Source organism: Cyanobium sp. BA20m-p-22 (genome assembly GCF_024346275.1).
Classification (GTDB): Bacteria; Cyanobacteriota; Cyanobacteriia; order PCC-6307; family Cyanobiaceae; genus Cyanobium_A.
Window position 1 is genome coordinate 1 of sequence record NZ_JAGQCQ010000036.1, and the last position, 17,178, is coordinate 17,178.

General features: G+C 66.6%; 18 protein-coding genes and 1 tRNA gene. 8 read left to right on the forward strand and 11 right to left on the reverse strand.

Features of this window, described 5'->3' with window-relative positions; translation table 11 throughout:
- From KBZ15_RS04905 to KBZ15_RS04920, 4 genes are all read right to left on the reverse strand, one after another.
- Positions 1-306 (reverse strand): AbrB family transcriptional regulator (locus KBZ15_RS04905; RefSeq protein ID WP_255013858.1); only part of this gene is annotated, 306 nt, incomplete at its 3' end.
- A 137-nt stretch (positions 307-443) separates the two neighbouring features.
- Positions 444-1,055, reverse strand: a complete 612-nt coding sequence (locus KBZ15_RS04910) for a cytochrome c oxidase subunit 3 (RefSeq protein ID WP_254931327.1) — start codon at positions 1,053-1,055, stop codon at positions 444-446.
- Positions 1,052-2,674 carry a cytochrome c oxidase subunit I gene (gene ctaD, locus KBZ15_RS04915; RefSeq protein WP_255013836.1) on the reverse strand — a complete coding sequence of 541 codons (1,623 nt, stop codon included), beginning with the start codon at positions 2,672-2,674 and terminating at the stop codon, positions 1,052-1,054. The genes KBZ15_RS04910 and ctaD overlap by 4 nt, the downstream gene beginning before the upstream one ends.
- 6 nt (positions 2,675-2,680) lie before the next feature.
- Positions 2,681-3,523 (reverse strand): cytochrome c oxidase subunit II, encoded by an 843-nt coding sequence (locus KBZ15_RS04920; RefSeq protein WP_396123403.1) that lies wholly within the window; start codon positions 3,521-3,523, stop codon positions 2,681-2,683.
- A gap of 170 nt (positions 3,524-3,693) precedes the next feature.
- On the opposite strand from KBZ15_RS04920, the gene KBZ15_RS04925 reads away from it, so the two are divergent.
- From KBZ15_RS04925 to KBZ15_RS04945, 5 genes are all read left to right on the forward strand, one after another.
- Positions 3,694-4,644 (forward strand): heme A synthase, encoded by a 951-nt coding sequence (locus KBZ15_RS04925; protein WP_255013838.1) that lies wholly within the window; start codon positions 3,694-3,696, stop codon positions 4,642-4,644.
- A complete protein-coding gene (locus KBZ15_RS04930; RefSeq protein WP_255013840.1) occupies positions 4,637-5,614 on the forward strand; it encodes a heme o synthase in 978 nt (325 codons plus the stop codon). Before KBZ15_RS04925 ends, KBZ15_RS04930 begins: the two co-directional genes overlap by 8 nt.
- 18 nt (positions 5,615-5,632) lie before the next feature.
- A complete protein-coding gene (locus tag KBZ15_RS04935) occupies positions 5,633-6,655 on the forward strand; it encodes an ATP-binding cassette domain-containing protein (RefSeq protein WP_255013842.1) in 1,023 nt (340 codons plus the stop codon).
- Positions 6,655-7,512, forward strand: coding sequence for an ABC transporter permease (locus KBZ15_RS04940; protein WP_255013843.1), 858 nt, complete (start codon positions 6,655-6,657; stop codon positions 7,510-7,512). The genes KBZ15_RS04935 and KBZ15_RS04940 overlap by 1 nt, the downstream gene beginning before the upstream one ends.
- A gap of 78 nt (positions 7,513-7,590) precedes the next feature.
- Positions 7,591-8,274, forward strand: coding sequence for an N-acetylmannosamine-6-phosphate 2-epimerase (locus tag KBZ15_RS04945; RefSeq protein ID WP_255013845.1), 684 nt, complete (start codon positions 7,591-7,593; stop codon positions 8,272-8,274).
- 3 nt (positions 8,275-8,277) lie between these two features.
- Here KBZ15_RS04945 and groL read toward each other — a convergent pair whose 3' ends face one another.
- On the reverse strand, positions 8,278-9,951 hold the full coding sequence (groL, locus tag KBZ15_RS04950) for a chaperonin GroEL (RefSeq protein ID WP_255013847.1): 1,674 nt from the start codon (positions 9,949-9,951) through the stop codon (positions 8,278-8,280).
- Between the two features lie 151 nt (positions 9,952-10,102).
- Between groL and KBZ15_RS04955 the strand changes: the two genes are divergently transcribed.
- On the forward strand, positions 10,103-10,342 hold the full coding sequence (locus tag KBZ15_RS04955; protein ID WP_255013864.1) for a hypothetical protein: 240 nt from the start codon (positions 10,103-10,105) through the stop codon (positions 10,340-10,342).
- A 4-nt stretch (positions 10,343-10,346) separates the two neighbouring features.
- Here KBZ15_RS04955 and fabG read toward each other — a convergent pair whose 3' ends face one another.
- Both fabG and KBZ15_RS04965 read right to left on the reverse strand, forming a co-directional pair.
- On the reverse strand, positions 10,347-11,099 hold the full coding sequence (fabG, locus tag KBZ15_RS04960; protein WP_255013849.1) for a 3-oxoacyl-[acyl-carrier-protein] reductase: 753 nt from the start codon (positions 11,097-11,099) through the stop codon (positions 10,347-10,349).
- A gap of 75 nt (positions 11,100-11,174) precedes the next feature.
- On the reverse strand, positions 11,175-12,020 hold the full coding sequence (locus KBZ15_RS04965) for a glycosyltransferase family 9 protein (protein WP_255013850.1): 846 nt from the start codon (positions 12,018-12,020) through the stop codon (positions 11,175-11,177).
- 72 nt (positions 12,021-12,092) lie between these two features.
- On the opposite strand from KBZ15_RS04965, the gene ispD reads away from it, so the two are divergent.
- Complete coding sequence (gene ispD / locus KBZ15_RS04970; protein ID WP_255013862.1) at positions 12,093-12,788, forward strand: 2-C-methyl-D-erythritol 4-phosphate cytidylyltransferase; 696 nt, start codon at positions 12,093-12,095, stop codon at positions 12,786-12,788.
- Here the strand turns inward: ispD and KBZ15_RS04975 are convergent.
- Together KBZ15_RS04975 and KBZ15_RS04980 are read right to left on the reverse strand one after the other, a co-directional pair.
- Positions 12,776-13,690 (reverse strand): LD-carboxypeptidase, encoded by a 915-nt coding sequence (locus KBZ15_RS04975; protein WP_255013851.1) that lies wholly within the window; start codon positions 13,688-13,690, stop codon positions 12,776-12,778. The two genes, ispD and KBZ15_RS04975, sit on opposite strands and share 13 nt — an antisense overlap.
- Positions 13,687-14,571 (reverse strand): 4-hydroxybenzoate polyprenyltransferase, encoded by an 885-nt coding sequence (locus tag KBZ15_RS04980; RefSeq protein ID WP_255013853.1) that lies wholly within the window; start codon positions 14,569-14,571, stop codon positions 13,687-13,689. The genes KBZ15_RS04975 and KBZ15_RS04980 overlap by 4 nt, the downstream gene beginning before the upstream one ends.
- Before the next feature lie 90 nt (positions 14,572-14,661).
- On the opposite strand from KBZ15_RS04980, the gene KBZ15_RS04985 reads away from it, so the two are divergent.
- A complete protein-coding gene (locus tag KBZ15_RS04985; RefSeq protein WP_255013854.1) occupies positions 14,662-16,272 on the forward strand; it encodes a Ppx/GppA phosphatase family protein in 1,611 nt (536 codons plus the stop codon).
- Here KBZ15_RS04985 and KBZ15_RS04990 read toward each other — a convergent pair.
- Positions 16,253-17,005 (reverse strand): helix-turn-helix domain-containing protein, encoded by a 753-nt coding sequence (locus tag KBZ15_RS04990; RefSeq protein ID WP_255013856.1) that lies wholly within the window; start codon positions 17,003-17,005, stop codon positions 16,253-16,255. The two genes, KBZ15_RS04985 and KBZ15_RS04990, sit on opposite strands and share 20 nt — an antisense overlap.
- Before the next feature lie 72 nt (positions 17,006-17,077).
- Positions 17,078-17,149, reverse strand: a tRNA-Val gene (locus tag KBZ15_RS04995).
- Between the last annotated feature and the right edge of the window lie 29 nt (positions 17,150-17,178).

The following is a 17,178-nucleotide window of genomic DNA, read 5'->3' on the forward strand; positions in this document are numbered from 1 at the left end:
TCGGAATTCCTTGCCGGGCTCCAGCCCCAGCCGACGGGTGTAGGCATGACCGATCAGCAGGTTGCCGTTCCCATGCACCCTGGTGCGGAATTCGGCCTGGCGGCCCTTGCCATGGCCCGTGCCACGGCCGCCGCCGCTGGGGGCATCGGGCAGCTGGTATCCCTTGGCGGCCACCAGGGCTCTATAAAAGCTCTTTTTCATCACCCGGCCACTGGGCCCCACGTAGCCACAGGCCCGGGCGATCTGATCTTCCGGCTGGTTGCTAAGGGCCCGGGCCCGATCTAGCAGGGCCTGGCCCGCCAGCATTTCCAATGGACTGTCTCCTGGCCTGGACACCATGGATAACTCCCGCCCTGGGTTGTTTCTAGGGATGATTCTGTCTACTTAAGCCGTATATGGCAATTAATGCCAGGGTGTGAAGACCATTGGCGCAGGCAATCCTGTCAAAGCAGATACAGAATCCCGTAGAGGACCACCCAGATTCCATCGACGAAGTGCCAATAAAGTTCGGCCGCTTCCAGGCCGAAATGGTCACTGGCGCTGATCCGCCCTCCTGCTCTGGTCTGCAGGGCCACGATGGTGATGCAGATCACACCGAGGGTCACGTGTAGGCCGTGGAAGCCGGTCAGGGCGTAGAAGGTGCTGGCAAATAGGTTGTCGGTGAGGCTGAAGGGCAGGCTGAAATACTCCACCATCTGGCCGGCGAGAAATGCCGCGCCCAGAGCTGCGGTGATGGCCAGCCATAGCCGGCTGGCGCCCAGGTTGCCGCCCCTGCATTCCTTGCCTGCCCGGTGGAAGGTGAAGCTGCTGATGATCAGCACCACGGTATTGATCGTGGGGAGCAGCAACTCGAGTTCGTAATTGCCCCCTTCCGGCAGGGGATTCACGGCCCGGAAGGTGAGGTAGGCGGCGAAGAAGCCGGCGAAGGTCATGCCGTCGGCCACCAGGAAGGTGGCCAGGCCAAACAGGCGGAAATCGCCGTGGCCCCCAGCTTCGGCCGGGGTGTCGCCATGGAGGCTGGTGCTGGTGTCCTGAAGGGGGGCGGTGCTGGTCATGGGGTGACCTCTTGCTTTTGACCGTAGCCGTAGGGTTCGGTTACCAGGGGAGCCTCTCCGAGCCAGTTTTCAACCGGCGGTGGCGAGCTGGTCAGCCATTCCGGGGTAAGGGCGTTCCAGGGGTTGTCGCCGGCCACTTTTCCGTTGATCGCCGTGAGCACGACGTTGATCAGCAGGGGCAGGGTGCTGATGGCCATCAACAGGGCGCCCACGCTGCTGATCTGGTTGAGGGTGGTGAAGGCCGGGTCGTACTCGGCCACCCGACGCGGCATGCCGTTGAGGCCAAGCCAGTGCTGGGGGGCAAAGCAGAGATTGAAACCAATAAAGGTGAGCAGGAAGTGGAGCCGGCCCAGATCTTCGTTGAGCATGCGGCCGGTGAATTTGGGATACCAGTGATAGAGGGAGCCGAAGATGACGAACACGGTGCCGCCATAGACGATGTAGTGGAAATGACCCACCACAAAGTAGGTGTCATGCACGTGAATGTCGAAGGGCACCTGGGCCAGGGCTACGCCGGTGATGCCACCAAAGACAAAGTTGACGATGAAGGCGCAGGAAAACAGCATTGCCGAGTTCAAGGCGATCTTGCCGCCCCAAAGGGTGGCAAGCCAGTTGAAGAATTTGATGCCGGTCGGCACGGCAATGAAGGAGGTGGCGATCGTGAAGAAAAGGCGCATCCAGGGGGGGGTGCCGCTGGTGAACATGTGGTGGGCCCAAACGATCAGGCCCAGGAAGACAATCGCCATGATCGAATACACCATCGTGGTGTAACCAAATAGCGGTTTGCGGGCATGAACCGGCAGGATCTCGCTCACCAGGCCGAAGGCTGGCAGCACCATGATGTAAACCGCCGGGTGGGAGTAGAACCAGAACAAGTGCTGATAAACCACCACGTTGCCGCCCAGGGCCGGGTTGAAGAAGCCGGTGTGGGCAATGATGTCAAAGCTCAACAGGATCAACGTGCCGGCCAGCACGGGCGTTGAGAGCACCACCAGAATGCTGGTGCCAAGCATGGCCCAGCAGTACATGGGTAGCTGCATCAGTTTCAGCCCTGGCCGCCGCAACTTGAGCACGGTGGCGATGAAGTTGATGCCGCCGAATATGGAACTGCCGCCAAGCAGCAGCACACTCAGGATCCACACCACCTGACCCGCCGCCGGGGTCGTGAGGCTCAGGGGTGGATAGGCTGTCCAGCCAGACTGGGCTGCTGCCCCGGCAATGAAGTAACTGCTGATCAACAGAATCCCGGCGGGGGGGATCAGCCAGAAAGCCACCGCATTGAGCCGGGGGAAAGCCATGTCCCGGGCGCCCACGTAGAAGGGGATCAGGTAGTTACCGAAGCCCCCGTTAACCACCGGCACGATCCAGAGGAAAATCATCACCGTGCCGTGCAGGGTGAGCACTTCGTTATAGGTTTCGCGGCTGACGAAATCGGAGATGGGGCTGGCCAATTCGGTGCGTATCACACCGGCTAGGGCCCCGCCGATCAGGTAGAAGATGAAGCCGCAAACCAGATATTGCAGACCAATCACCTTGTGGTCGAGGCTGAAACTGAAATACTTGAGCCAGCCCTGGGGCTGCAGGCTGCCATTGAAATCACTTGGATTGGCAAGGGTCATGGCTATTCAGGTAGTGGTGGTGCTGATCGGGCTGTTCTGCTGCAGCCAGGCGCTGTAGGCCTCGGGCTCATGCACCACGACATTGGAACGCATGCCTCCGTGGTACGGGCCACAGAGTTCTGCGCAGACGATTGGGTAACTGCCCGCCCTGGTGGCCGTGAAGGAGAGCACGGTCGGCTGGCCGGGGATGATGTCTTGCTTGAGCCGGAACTGGGGCACCCAGAAGGCGTGGATCACATCTTTGGCCTCCATGTGCAGTTCCACCGATTGGCCGGCCGGCACATGTAATTCGCCACTGGTGATGTTGGCATCCGGGTAGTGAAAGATGAAGGCAAATTGCATGGCGGTCACTTCCACCGGCAGCACCTTGCCCACACTTGGCGCATCCATTCCGGCTGCTCCGATCCCCCCCCAAACCCTGGACGATGCCGAGGCCTGTATGGCTGGCTGGGCCATGGCCGCGTGATCCATGGCCGAGTGGTCATTGAGGGCCACCATGCCGCCCATGCGCTCGTAGATGTCGTAGCTGTAGATACCTACAAACAGCACAACCACGGCGGGGATGGCAGTCCAGACAATTTCGAGAGGCAGGTTTCCTTCGATTGCCAGTCCGTCGCTCAGATCACCGCTGCGACGTCGGAATTTGAACAGGCTGTAAACCAGCATGATCACGATGCCGACAAACAGCATGGTGCCAATGCTGAATAAAACCTTAAAGAGTGAGTCGTAGGTGGCTGCGTTGCTGCTGGCGCCGATGGGCAACATGTTGACGTTGTTGCCTACCCAAAGCCCTGTGAGCACAAGGGCTGTGGCGGCCGTCAGCACAGTCAAGGTGGTGCGGATCTGCACGCTTAGCGCAAAGCTTTTCTCCAGCCTATGGCTCAGGAGCGGTGGCTGCGCAGGGGAAGTTGCATTGGTTGCCAAACCAATGGACCCACTCCTCGATGTGTGCGGGATTGCTGATCCCTTGCTCTGATCGACCTGGCTAACTTGTGGCCACTCAAGGGCCGGTCGTTGCCATGGCAGCGAATCCTCAATCCGATATGGGGCCTGGATCAGATCCGGTCCTGCTCCAGCGCCTCAGCCTGCTGGCCTCCCACCTGGTAGTGGCCATGGTGGCCCTGGTGGGCATAGGCGGTGCCACCCGGGTAATGGAGGCGGGCCTGGCCTGTCCAGACTGGCCCCTTTGCTACGGCCAGTTCCTGCCCGGCCGCCAGATGAACGTCCAGGTTTTTCTGGAGTGGTTCCATCGGCTCGATGCCTTCGTGGTCGGCGTTTCCCTGCTGGTGCTCACCGCAGCCAGCTACGTGTTGCGCCGCCGCCTACCTGGCTGGCTGCCCTGGGCCGCAGCTGGGTCCCTGCTCCTGGTAGCTGTCCAAGGGGCCCTCGGGGCCCTGACCGTCAGCCAATTGCTGGCCTCCCCCCTGGTGACGGCCCACCTGGCCACCGCCCTGTTGCTGGTGGCCCTCTGCAGTGGCCTCTACCAGAGGCTCGCCATTGTGGGTCGGGATCTTGCTGCCCCACCCCTGTGGTGGCTGGTTCTGGCGGCAATCGCTATGGGGTTGGTGTTGGCCCAATGCCTCCTGGGCGGCTCCATGGCCAGCCAATGGGCAGCTGACCAATGCCTCAGTCAGGGCAATGGCTGCTCCTGGCTAATGGCCCATCGCCAACTGGCAATGCCGGCCGCTCTGGCGGTGCTGTCCCTGGCGGCCACGACCCCACTACTGCCCCGGGGCCTTGGCCAATTGCCCGCCCTGGCCCTAGCTGCCGCTGGCCTGGTGGGGTTGCAGGTGGTCCTGGGGGTCTTGACCTTGAAGCTCCAGCTCCAAGCACCCCTGTTAACAATTGGCCACCAGATCACTGCCGCCCTGCTGGTGGGCCTGCTGGCAGCCGTGCTGGCCCGTTGCCTCGGCAGCCCTGGCAAAGCGGTGTCCTCTGCCCGGCTGGCGCCGGAGGTGATCCATGGTTAGTGCAACCGCTGTTGCCCCGGGGCCGGCCCCGATCCGCCCGTCTGTGCAGCTTCCCGCCTGGCTGGAGGTGGCAAAGCCCCGCTTGATTCCCCTGCTGCTCGCCACCACCCTGGGCGGGATGGCCCTCAGTGGCGGCGGCTCCCTTTCAGCCCGCACCATCGCCTGCACCCTGGTGGGAGGCAGCCTGGCTTCAGCAGCGGCCGGCGTTCTCAACTGCCTCTGGGAGCAAGACCTCGACGGCCGCATGCAGCGCACCAGTCGTCGCGCCCTGCCCTCTGGCCGCCTGGCCCAGCGCCAGGCCTTCGCCCTTGCCATCGGGCTGACGCTGCTCTCGGTGGTGGTGCTGGTCTTCGGCGTCAACCCCCTGGCTGCAAGCCTCTCCCTACTGGGGCTTTGCAGTTACGTGCTGCTGTACACCGCCCTGCTCAAGCCCCGCACCAGCCAAAACATTGTGATTGGCGGCGTCGCCGGGGCAATCCCGCCGCTGGTAGGAGCTGCCGCCGCCACCGGCGCCCTGGGTTGGTCCTCCTGGTGGCTGTTTTGTCTGGTGATGCTCTGGACGCCAGCCCACTTCTGGGCCCTGGCCCTGCTGCTCAAGGATGACTACCGCTCCGTCGGCATTCCGATGCTGCCGGTGGTGAAGGGTGTGCTCGTCACCACCAGGGCCATCAGTCACTACGCCTGGGCCACGGTGGCCTTCAGCCTGCTCGGGGTGCTGGCCCTGCCCAGTGGTGGCCTGCTCTATGGCCTGATGGTGCTGCCCTTCAACGCCCGCCTGTTGCAGCTCAGCTCCCAGCTGCGCCGGGATTCGGAAAACCCCCAGCGGGCAAAGGCCATGTTTCGCTGGTCAATTTTCTATCTCTTTGGCATCTGCCTGCTGCTGCTGATCGCCCGACTGCCCCAGGCAGCCCTGCTGGGTCCGGATCTCCTCAACGTCCGGCTGGCCATGCTCCCTACATTGGTTGGCTGATTGGGGCGCCCTGGCTCGGTGATCGAACTGCAGCAGCTCTGCAAGAGTTACGGCGGCGGAAGGCGCGGCCAGGGGGTAGTAGCCCTCGATCAGCTCTCCCTGGAGGTGCCAGCCGGCTGCCTCTATGGCTTGCTTGGGCCCAATGGCGCCGGCAAGACCACCGCCCTGCGCATCCTCTGCACCCTGCTGGCCCCCGACAGCGGCCTGGTGCGGGTGGGTGGCCTGGATGCCCTGAGCGAGCCCCGGGCCGTGCGGCGTCTGCTGGGCTACGTGGCCCAGGAGGTGGCGATCGACAAGATCCTCACCGGCCGCGAGCTGATGCGGCTGCAGGGAAACCTCTACCACCTGCCTTGGCGGCTAAGCAGCCAGCGAATTGACGAGTTGATCGAGTTGCTCGGCATGGCCGACTGGATCGACCGCCGATGCGGCAGCTATTCCGGCGGCATGCGGCGCCGCCTCGATCTGGCGGCCGGGCTGCTGCATCGGCCCCAGGTACTGGTGCTCGATGAGCCCACCGTGGGCCTCGACATCGAGAGTCGGGCCGTGATCTGGGCGGTGCTGCGCCAGCTGCGCGACGGCGGCACCACGGTGCTGCTCAGCAGCCACTACCTCGAAGAGGTGGATGCCCTGGCGGATCAGCTGGCCATCATCGAAGCCGGCCGGGTGATCGCCCAGGGCGCCCCTGCCGAATTGAAGGCTGCCCTGGGCGGGGATCGGGTGACCCTGAGGGTGCGGGAGTTCAGTGACGCCGAAGAGGCTGAGCGGGTGCGTGCCCTGCTGCACGCCTGTGCCGGCGTGCGCCAGGTGGTGGTCAACCAGTCCCAGGGTTATTCCCTCAACCTGGTGATCGAGCACGACGGTGTGGTGGAGCAGCTGCGCCGCCAGCTCTCGGCAGCCGACCTGCCGGTGTTTGCCCTGGCCCAGAGTCGCCCCAGCCTCGACGATGTCTATCTCCAGGCCACAGGCCGCACCATGATGGATGCGGAGCTGGCCGTAGCTGGTAGCCGAGATCCCAAGGCCGAACGCAAAGCGAGCATGTGATGACGATCTCCCCTTCCCCCTCTCCAGTCACCTCCTCTCCTGCCCCCTCAGCCCTGGCCGAGATCAGCCAGGAAACCCTCGCCCTCACCGGCCGCCTGTTTGTGCAGCTGCAACGCCGACCCTCCACCCTGGTGGCCGGGGTGTTGCAGCCGCTGATCTGGCTGGTGCTGTTTGGAGCCCTGTTTGCCAAGGCCCCGGCGGGTCTACTGCCAGGTGACATCAGTTACGGACGCTTCCTCGGGGCAGGCGTGATTGTTTTCACCGCCTTCAGCGCGGCCCTCAATGCCGGCCTGCCGGTGATGTTTGATCGGGAGTTCGGCTTCCTTAACCGGCTGCTGGTGGCGCCCTTGCGCTCCCGCAGTTCGATCGTGTTTGCTTCGGTTCTCTACATCACATCCCTCAGCCTGGTGCAGAGCCTGGCGATCATGGGCACCGCAGCCCTGCTGGGCTACGGCTGGCCAGGGGCAGGGGGCCTGCTGCTGGTGCTGGTCACCCTGCTGCTGCTCGTGTTTGCCGTCACTGCCCTGAGCCTGGGCCTGGCCTTCGCCCTGCCTGGGCACATCGAGCTGATAGCGGTGATCTTTGTGGCCAACCTGCCCCTGCTATTTGCCAGCACTGCCCTGGCTCCGCTGTCGTTCATGCCCACCTGGCTCGGCTGGCTGGCGGCCCTCAATCCCCTGACCTTTGCGATCGAACCGATCCGCGCCGCCTACGCCGGGGAGCTCTCCCTTTCAGCGGTGGTGTTGGAAGCACCCTTTGGCACCATGACCACCGCAACCTGCCTGGGGGTCCTGGCGGTGCTGGCGGCAGGACTGTTTCTGTTGATTCGGCCCCTACTCGATCGCAAGCTCTCCTAACTACCGCTGCCCTGCCCATGCTCCCGGTGCGCTGTCAGGCTGGCTAGTGAGGTAGATCTTCCCCAGGGAGGCCCAGTGGTGGCAGAAGTTAGGCCCAATCCGAGCGGCCTGATCGTTTCGGTTCAGGCTCCGGAGGGTTCCCCCATGCGCCACCCCGATGTGATCGCGGCCATGGCTGAGGCCAGTCTGCGCAATGGTGCCCGCGGCGTGCGGCTTGAAAGCCCGGAACATATCGGGGCGGTGCGACGTCGCTGCCCCGATGCCCTGATTGTGGGCCTGTGGAAGCGCAGCTTCCCCGACAGCTCGGTGTACATCACCCCGGGCTGGCAGGAAATCCTTGCGGTGTGGGGCGCGGGGGCAGATGTGATCGCCCTTGACGCCACCGAGCGGGTAAGGCCAGGCGGCGAGGAGTTGGAGCAGCTGATCGGCCGGGCCAGGCGGGAGCTGGGGGCGCCGCTGATGGCCGATGTCGACAGCGTTGCCAATGGTCTGAGGGCCGCCGCCCTTGGCTGTGAATGGGTAGGAACCACCCTGTATGGCTACACGGAGGCAACGGCTGAGCTGCGCCCACCGGCTTGGCAGTTGCTGCCGCTGCTCAGGCAGCAACTGCCCCCTGGGGTGAGTTTGGTGTGCGAAGGGGGCATCTCCAGCCCCCAGCAGGTGCGTCAGGCCCTCGATCAGGGTGCAGACCTGGTGGTGGTGGGCACCGCCATCACCGGAGTTGACCTCCAGGTGGCGGCCTACGTGCAGGCCTGCTGCTAGGGCTCACATCATCCCGGGCATTCCCATACCTCCCATACCTCCCATACCGCCCATACCGCCCATGCCGCCCATTCCACCCATGTCGCCGCCGGCGGGGGGGGCTTCGGGTTCGGGCTTGTCGACGATCACCACTTCAGTGGTGATCAGCATCGAAGCGATTGACACCGCATCCTGGAGGGCCAAGCGCACCACCTTGGCGGCATCGAGGATGCCGGCGCTGAGCAGGTCTTCGTAGACGCCGGTGAGGGCGTTGTAGCCCTTGCCCAGGCGCAGGATCTCGTTGGCTACCACGGCTCCGTCGGCGCCGGCATTGTGGGCGATCTGGCGCACTGGTTCGGCCAGGGAGCGCTGCACGATGCCAACGCCGGTGCGCTCATCGCCCTGGCTGGAAGCGGCCAAGCTATCGAGGCCCTGGGCCAGCTCAAGCAGGGTGCAACCCCCGCCAGCAATGATGCCTTCCTCCACGGCGGCGCGGGTCGCATTGAGGGCATCCTCGATGCGCAGCTTGCGGTTCTTCAGCTCGGTTTCGGTGGGGGCGCCCACCTTGATCACGGCCACACCCCCGGCCAACTTGGCGATCCGCTCATTGAGCTTCTCGCGGTCGTATTCGGAATCGGTGTTGTCAAGTTCGCGCCGGATCGAGGCCACCCGGTCGGCAACGGCGGCCTGGTGGTCATCGTTGGCCACGATCGTGGTGCTGTCCTTGGTGATGGTGATGCGGCGCGCCTGGCCGAGTTCGGCCAACCCGGTCTTGTCCAGGGTCATGGCCTGGTCTTCGCTGACCACGGTGGCGCCAGTAAGGATTGCGATGTCACCCAGCATGGCCTTGCGGCGATCACCGAAGCCCGGGGCCCGCACGGCGGCCACCTGGAGCACACCGCGGTTTTTGTTTACCACCAGGGTGGCCAGGGCTTCGCCTTCAACCTCCTCGGCCAGGATCAACAGGGGCCGCCCGCCCTTGGAAACCGCCTCGAGCACGGGCACCAGGTCGGCGATCGTGCTGATCTTGCGGTCCGTGATCAGGATCAGGGCGTTTTCGAAGACGCATTCGCGCCGCTCCTGGTCGGTGACGAAGTAAGGGGAGCTGTAGCCCCGGTCGAAGGCCATGCCTTCGGTGATCTCCAGCTCGGTGGCCAGGGAGGTGGATTCCTCCACCGTGATCACGCCGTCGGCACTGACTTTGTCCATGGCCTCGGCGATCATCCGGCCGATCTCTTCGTCGTTGCCGGAGCTCACGGTGGCCACCTGGCGGATCGCCTCACCGGCGACGGCCTGGGCGCGGGCGGCGATTCCCGTGACGATTTGGGCGCAGGCCAGCTCCATTCCCTTGCGCAGGCCCACCGGGTTGGCGCCGGCGGCCACGTTCTTGAGGCCCTCGCGCACCATGGCCTGGGCCAGCAGGGTGGCGGTGGTGGTGCCGTCGCCGGCGGTGTCCTTGGTTTTGCTGGCCACCTGCTGCATCAGCTTGGCGCCCACGTTCTCGAAGGGATCCTCGAGTTCGATTTCCTTGGCGATGGTGACGCCGTCATTGACGATGTCGGGGGCGCCGAATTTTTTCTCGAGCACCACGTTGCGGCCGCGGGGGCCGATGGTCACTCTGACCGCATCGGCCAGGGCATTGACACCCCTCTCAAGGGAGCCGCGGGAAGCGTCCGAGAAGCTGATCAGCTTGGCCATGGAGAGGGGTCAATTCGGGTGATTTCAGGGTCCCACAGCAGCCCCGCTCCACGCAGGGGGGGTTGGGGTGGGGAAAGCCGAATCGATCCTCTCCTTGGCCTGCCGAATCTCGCCAGCCTCGATAGGGTCGGCCTTAGCAGAAAGCGGGGAGATGGAGGATCTGCTGCAAACGGCCCTGGAAAGCGCAAACGAGGCGGTTGCGCTGGCGCCTGCCACCAGTGCCAATGCGATGGTGTTTGTAATGGTGGCGATGTTCGGGGTGTTGATGGCCCTGGTGTACGTGCCGGTGCGGCTGTTTCTCACACTCACCGCCCGTAGCCGCCGTCTGCGCTTGCTGTTGAGAATTCGCCGGCTGCGCGAGGAGCTGGGTCAGCCGATCACCAATCCCTGAGGCCCTAGCGCATGACCATGCCGCCATCCACCTGCAGTACCTGGCCGGTCATGTAGGCGGCGGCGGGATCGGCGGCCAGGAAGCGCACGGCGCTGGCCACTTCGGCCGGCTGGCCCATGCGCCCCAGGGGGATGGCCGCCAGGATCGGCTCCTTGTTGAGCTCGGCGGTCATGTCGCTCTCGATAAAGCCGGGGGCCACTGCGTTGACGGTGACGCCGCGGCTGGCGAATTCGGCGGCGCTGCTGCGGGTGAGGCCGATCAGGCCCGCCTTGGCGGCGCTGTAGTTGGCCTGGCCCGGATTGCCCATCAGGGCCACCACCGAGGTGATGTTGATGATCCGGCCGGAGCGGGCCTTCAGCATCGTGCGGCTGACGGCCCGGGTGCAGAGGAACACGCCGGTGAGGTTGAGGTCGATCACGCTCTGCCAGTCGGCGGTTTTCATGCGCATCAGCAGGCCATCGCGGGTGATGCCGGCGTTGTTGACCAGCACATCGAGCCGGCCCTCCTTGGCCAGCACCGCCTTCACCATCGCCTCCACCTGCTCCTCCTCGGCCACGTTGGCCTGGTGGGCCCAGGCCCGGCCACCGGCCGCGGCGATCTCGGCCACCACCGCTTCGGCGGCCTGCGGTGAGCTGGCGTAGTTGACCACCACCAGGGCCCCGGCGGCGGCCAGCTCTATGGCTATGGCACGGCCAATACCCCTGCTGGCTCCGGTGACCAGGGCGACTTGGTCGGCCAGGGGAGCGGGGCTGGGCATCGCAGCTAGGGCTTCACTGGCGCTGATCGTATGGCGTGGGCTGACCGTATGGAGTGGGCTGATCGTCTGGAGTGATCAGCCCAGGCCCAGGGCGGCTAGCACCTCGGCGCCCGTGAGCTGGCTGAGGGAGGTGGCGGAGCCCAGGCCCTGAACCCCGGCGCGCTTGGGCAGGCTGGTGGCCTCCCGGCCCAGGGCCACCAGCGGTATCCCCAGCAGCAGGGCCAGTTCAACCGTCAGCGGATCGCTGGCCAACACCACATCGACGCTGGCGATCTGGGCTGCCCGCTGACGCAGGCCCCCGGCCGTGGCGCCCCCCAGGGCCGCCTGGGTCCGCAGGTTGGGCAGTTTGGTGCGGATCGCTGCTGGCAGGTCTTGCCACTGGCCGGCGGGCCAGTCGCCAGCCGCGCCTGAGGGGGCGAGCAGCAGGGCCGGCCCATCCCCGGCAGGCAGGGCGGCGGCGGCGGCGGCGAGATCTGCCTGGGCCAGGGTGAGGCGGAAGCTGTCGGCTTCAAGCCGCACCCCGACCGGTTGGAGGTAGGCGGCTAGGGCCTGGTTGGGCCAGCTCTCAGCGCTGGGTGTGATCTTTTCGGTGGCGGAGAAACCACTGGCCGCAATTCGGGTGGGGATGTGGCTCAGGGACAGCATCAGGTCCATCTGGCGGCTGGGCGCCAGGTTGAAACACAGCTGAAAATCCGGCTCGCGCACCGATCCCATCAGGTTGGCCCAGTCGGCCAGGGTGGCCTGGTCGTAGGCGAAGGGCAGGGCCCGGCCCACCGCCGGATGCAGGCCCCAGATGGGCATGGTTGCCATCGGGCAGACCACCTGCACCTCGGCCTTGAGTTGGTCGGCCACCGCCGCGATGGCGGCGAAACTCTGCAGCTGCTTGCTGCTGCCGCCCGGAATTAGAAACAGGGCGCGCATTGCAAGGGCATGGAGTCTGCGGCCTGATTGTATGGATTGGATCCGGTTTGACCCACTGAACGGGAGTTGCTTGTGCATTTGCTGATCGCCGCCGCCGGCAGCGGCCGCCGCATGGGGGCAGAGGGCAACAAGCTGTTGCTGCCAGTGGCGGGTCGGCCCGTGTTGGCCTGGACCCTGGAGGCCGCCCTGGCTTGCCCTGCCATCAGCTGGATCGGCATCGTCGGGCAGCCGCTGGATGGGGAGGCGATCGCCGCGATCGTGGCGGCGGCTTCTCCAGACCGGCCGGTCCGCTGGATCGTCGGCGGTGACACGCGCCAGGAGTCGGTGAGTCTGGGTCTGGCGGCGCTGCCGCCCGAGGCGGAGGGGGTGCTGATTCACGATGGCGCCCGCTGCCTGGTGGAGCCCGAGTTACTGCAGCGCTGTGCCGCCGCCGTATCCGGCGGGGCTGCCGTGATTGCGGCCACCCCGGTCACCGACACGATCAAGCAGGTGGACGGCGAGGGCACGATCACCGCCACCCCCGATCGCCGCTCTCTCTGGGCGGCCCAGACCCCCCAGGGCTTTCCCGTGCACCAGCTGCGGGCTGCCCACGCCAGCGCCAGGGAGCAGGGCTGGAGTGTCACCGACGACGCGGCCCTGTTTGAACTGCTCGGCTTGCCGGTGCAGGTGCTGGAGGGGCCGCCCTCCAACATCAAGCTCACCACCTCCTTCGACCTCAGCGTGGCGGCAGCGGTGCTCTCGACTAGGCCTGCTGCTCACCAGGGCTGAGTTGCAGCTGGCCCCATTCGCAGCTGACCGCTGTCGCCATCGAGCTCGGCCATGGCCCCCAGGGGCAAAGCCGCATTGCCGGTCACATGGCCCACGGGCAGCCCAGCCACCACTGGCATGCCTAGATCGGCGGTGCGCTCACGCAGCACCTGCTCAAGCGAGAAGCAATCTGAACTTGCTCCCCCCGAGTTCCCATCGCAGTCGCTGAACGCCCCCAGGCCGATGCCGCCCAGCTGCTGCAGTGCCCCGCACAGGCGCCAGTGGGTGAGCATCCGCTCGATCCGGTAGGGGGCTTCGCCCACGTCCTCCAGCACCAGGATGGCGCCGCGCAGATCGGGCAGGTGGGGGGTGCCCAGCAGGTGGGTGGCCACGGTGAGATTGGCCGCCAGCAGCGGCCCTTTGGCGCTGCCGCCAGTCCAGCACTCACCCTGCAGGGGGGCGAGGGTTTCGCCGAACAGCACGGCCCTCAACCGCTCCTGGCTCCAGGCGGGCTCGGCCCCCAGGGTGGTCAGCAGGGGGCCGTGGATGGCGCCGCCCTGGCCCTGGGCCAGCTGGGCCCAGAGCAGGGAGGTGACGTCGGAGAAGCCCAGCAACCAGCGGCAGGGCAGGGCCAGGGGTTGCTCCAGCAGGCGAGCCGCGCCCCAGCCCCCGCGCACGCAGGCCAGCAGGTCGGCGCCCCGCCGGGCGGCGGCCAGCAGGTCGCCGCGCCTCTCCTGATCGAGGCCAGCCAGGTAGCCCCAGCTCCGCCCAGCCAGGGGGGGGCGCTCCACCTCCAGGCCCCAACCCTCGAGCACCGAGATGCCGGCATCCAGGCGGGCCAGGGCAGCGTCCCCAATCAGGGCCGAACTGGCTGCCACCATCTGCACCCGGTCCCCGGGCTGGAGGGGCGCTGGCTGCTTCATGGCAGTTGGCCCAGCACGAGGGCGAGCAGCAGCAGACCCCCGAGTTGCACCTGGCGGCCGAAATGGCGGCCGAAGGCCGAGCGGGGCAGATTCGGGCGCCTCAGCAGGGCCACTTCCCACTGCATTCCCCCTGCTGCCACCAGGCCGAGGGGCCAGGTGATCCAGCCCGTGCCCTGGAGTCCTGCCGCCAGGCCCAGGGCCAGGCTGGCCAGGCCGTAGCTGAGGGCCACCGCCAGGGGCGCGTGCTCACCCAGGCTTAGGGCGCTGCTGCGCACGCCGATGGCCCGGTCGTCGTCGCGGTCGGCCATGGCATACACCGTGTCGAAGCCGAAGGTCCACAGCAGGGTGGCCAGCCACACCAGGGCCAGGGGCCAGCCGCCCGCCAGGGAACCCGTGCGGGCCGCCCAGGGGATCAGGACGGCAAAGCCCCAGCAGAGGGCAAGCACCAGCTGGGGATAGGCAAACCAGCGCTTGGCCGAGGGGTAGAGCAGCACCGGCGGCAGGGCGGCGATCGCCAGCACCAGGCAGGCCCCGCGGCTTTCCGGCGGCAGGCCCCAGACCACCACCCCCAGGGCTACCAGCAGGGAGAGCAGCAGCAACAGCAGCGCTTCGGCCACGCTGAGTCGGCCATCGGCCAGGGGGCGGTTGCGGGTGCGCTCCACTAGGGGGTCGATGCGCCTGTCCCAGAGGTCGTTGGCGATGCAGCCGGCCGCGCTCACGGCCAGGCCCCCGACCACGATCCAGCCCACCAGCTGGGCTGGCGGCGGGGCATGGGGGGCGAGCCAGAGGCTCCAGCCGGCTGGAATCAGCAGAATCAAACGGCCACTGGGCTTGTGCCAGCGCACCAGCTCCAGCCAGGCCCGCAGTAGGGAGGAGGCCATGCTCTTTTTCCGTTGCGCCGCACCCTAGGGGTGCCGGTGGGATAGCCCGCGGATGGCAAAGTGGCTCCCTAGCGGCAGCCGCCGAGCCCGATGGATCAGGTCCCCAACCTTCAGCCGGCCGGCCGGCGCCGGGTGGCGGCAATCGACATCGGCACCAATTCGATCCACCTGCTGGTGGCGGAGGTGGATCCCAAGCTCTGCAGCTTCAGCGTGGTGCTGGCCGAGAAGGCCACCACCCGGCTTGGTGACAGGGATCCCCACAGTGGCGAACTGAGCGCTGAGGCGATTGAGCGAGCCTTCCGCACCCTGCGCCACGACCGCGACCTGGCCCTCAGCCATGGCGTGGAGCAGATCGTCACCGCGGCCACCAGCGCCGTGCGGGAGGCCCCCAACGGTCGGGATTTCCTGGTGGCCCTCCAGGAGCAGCTGGGGCTGGATGTGGATCTGGTGAGTGGCCCGGAGGAGGCCCGGCTGATCTATCTGGGGGTGCTCTCGGGCATGGCCTTTGCCGACCGGCCCCACCTGATCATCGATATCGGTGGCGGCTCCACCGAACTGGTGCTGGCCGACGGTCAAGATGCCCGCTGCCTCAGCAGCACCCGTATCGGCGCGGTGCGGCTGCAGCGGGAGTTCTGCCAGCAGGACCCGCTCCCCGCCGATCGCCGGGGATTTTTGCAGGCCTATATCCAGGGGGCCCTGGATCCGGCCGTTGCCGAAGTGAAGGCGGCCCTGCGGCCTGGTGAGCAGCCGCTGATGGTGGCCACCAGCGGCACGGCGATGGCCCTGGCGGCTCTGGCGGCGGCCGAAGACCCCAAACCCCCGCTCAAGCTCCATGGTTACCGGCTCAGCCGGGAGCGCATCGACCAGCTCACCGCCCGGCTGCTGGCGATGACCCCGGAGCAGCGCCGGGCCCTGAGCGCCATCAATGAGCGGCGCTCCGAAATCATCGTGCCCGGGGCGCTGATCCTGCAGACCGCGATGGCCATGCTGCAGGTGCGGGAGCTGGTGGTGTGTGATCGGGGCCTGCGGGAGGGTTTGATTGTCGATTGGATGCTGCGCAATGGGCTGCTGGACGATCGCTTCGCCTTCCAGAGCACGATCCGGGAGCGCACGGTTCTGCACCTGGCCCAGGGTTTTGGCGTTGACCCCTCCCGGGCCGATCGGGTCGCGGCCCACGCCCTGAGCCTCTACGACCAATCCCGCGGGCTGCTCCACGCTGACGAAGGCCCAGGTCGGGAGTTGCTCTGGGCCGCCGCCCAGCTCCACACCTGTGGCAAGAGCATCAATATTTCGGCCTACCACAAGCACAGCTGGTATCTGATTCGCCATGGCGAGCTGCTGGGCTACTCCGAGCTGGAGCACCTGATGGTGGCGGCGATCGGCCGTTATCACCGGCGCAGCTTGCCGAAGAAACGGCATGAGTCGTGGCAGCTGATCGAGGGCCGCGAGCAGCGGCGCACGGTGAGTTCAATGGCCCTGCTGCTGCGGTTGGCCGCCGCCCTAGACCGCCGGCCTGCCCCGGTAATCGCCGCTTTCCAGGTGCAACAGCAGGACGGCGCCGTGGGCATCGTTCTGCAACCCGTGGCGGCTGCCCCCGGGCAGCCGCAGGTGGATCTCAGCTTGGAGCGCTGGAGCCTGCAGGCCTGCGCTGCCGTGGTGCGGGAGGCCTGCGGCCTGGAGCTCAGGGTGCCGGAGCACTGAAACGCTGCCAGCGCACCTGATCGATCGAGCCGAGGGCCCGGCTCGGTGCGGTGCCCAGCTGGGCCTGCACCAAGTCGGGTCGCCCGGCGAGCACCTGTAGCCCGCCTCCTAGGGGGAAGCGGCGCTCGCCGCTGAAGGTGCCGCGGAAGAGGACCTTGCCTGCTTCGGCCTTCACCTCCAGCCAGCTGGGCTCCTGGCTGCGCAGCACGAGATCCGGGCTGCTGGCGGCGACAGCCGCAGGTTGGGCTGCCGTTGGGACAGCGATGGGGCTGCCGGCAGGCCCAGGCTGGGCGCGCTGCTGCAACCATTGCTGGCGCAGTAAAACCCCTCCCGTTGCCACCCCAGCCAGGATTGCTGCTGCCAGGGCCAGGGGCCCCAGGAACTGTGGGCGTGGGCTTGGGCGTGGGCTGCGGCCAGCTGGCCCTGGGGCGGGCGGGGTTTGAGCCCTGGCGGCCTGGGGCTGGAATGGCCCGCTGGCGCGCAGCATCTGCAGGGGGCCACTGATATCGATTGCCAGGTTGGAAGCCACCCTGCGGGCCTGGGCGATCACGAATACGGCTTCGGGCAGGCGGCTGGCATCAGCAGCCTCTAGGGCCTGGAGCTGCTCCAGGCCCATATTGAGCCGACCAGCCAGCTCGGCAATGCTGAGACCCCGGGCCTCGCGGCCATGGCGGAGGGCCTCCCCTAGGGCTGAAAGGCCGCCAGTCGCGTTATTGGGGGAGGGGGCCGGCAATTGGGTCAGGTCGGCGAAAAGCTGTAGCAATTCTGCCTGCTGGTTGGGGGTCTGACATCGACCCTGCTCAGATGGGCGATACTGGATTCGAACCAGTGACCCCTTCCGTGTGAAGGAAGTGCGCTACCGCTGTGCTAATCGCCCGCACTCCCTGAGCCTAAAACACCGCAGGC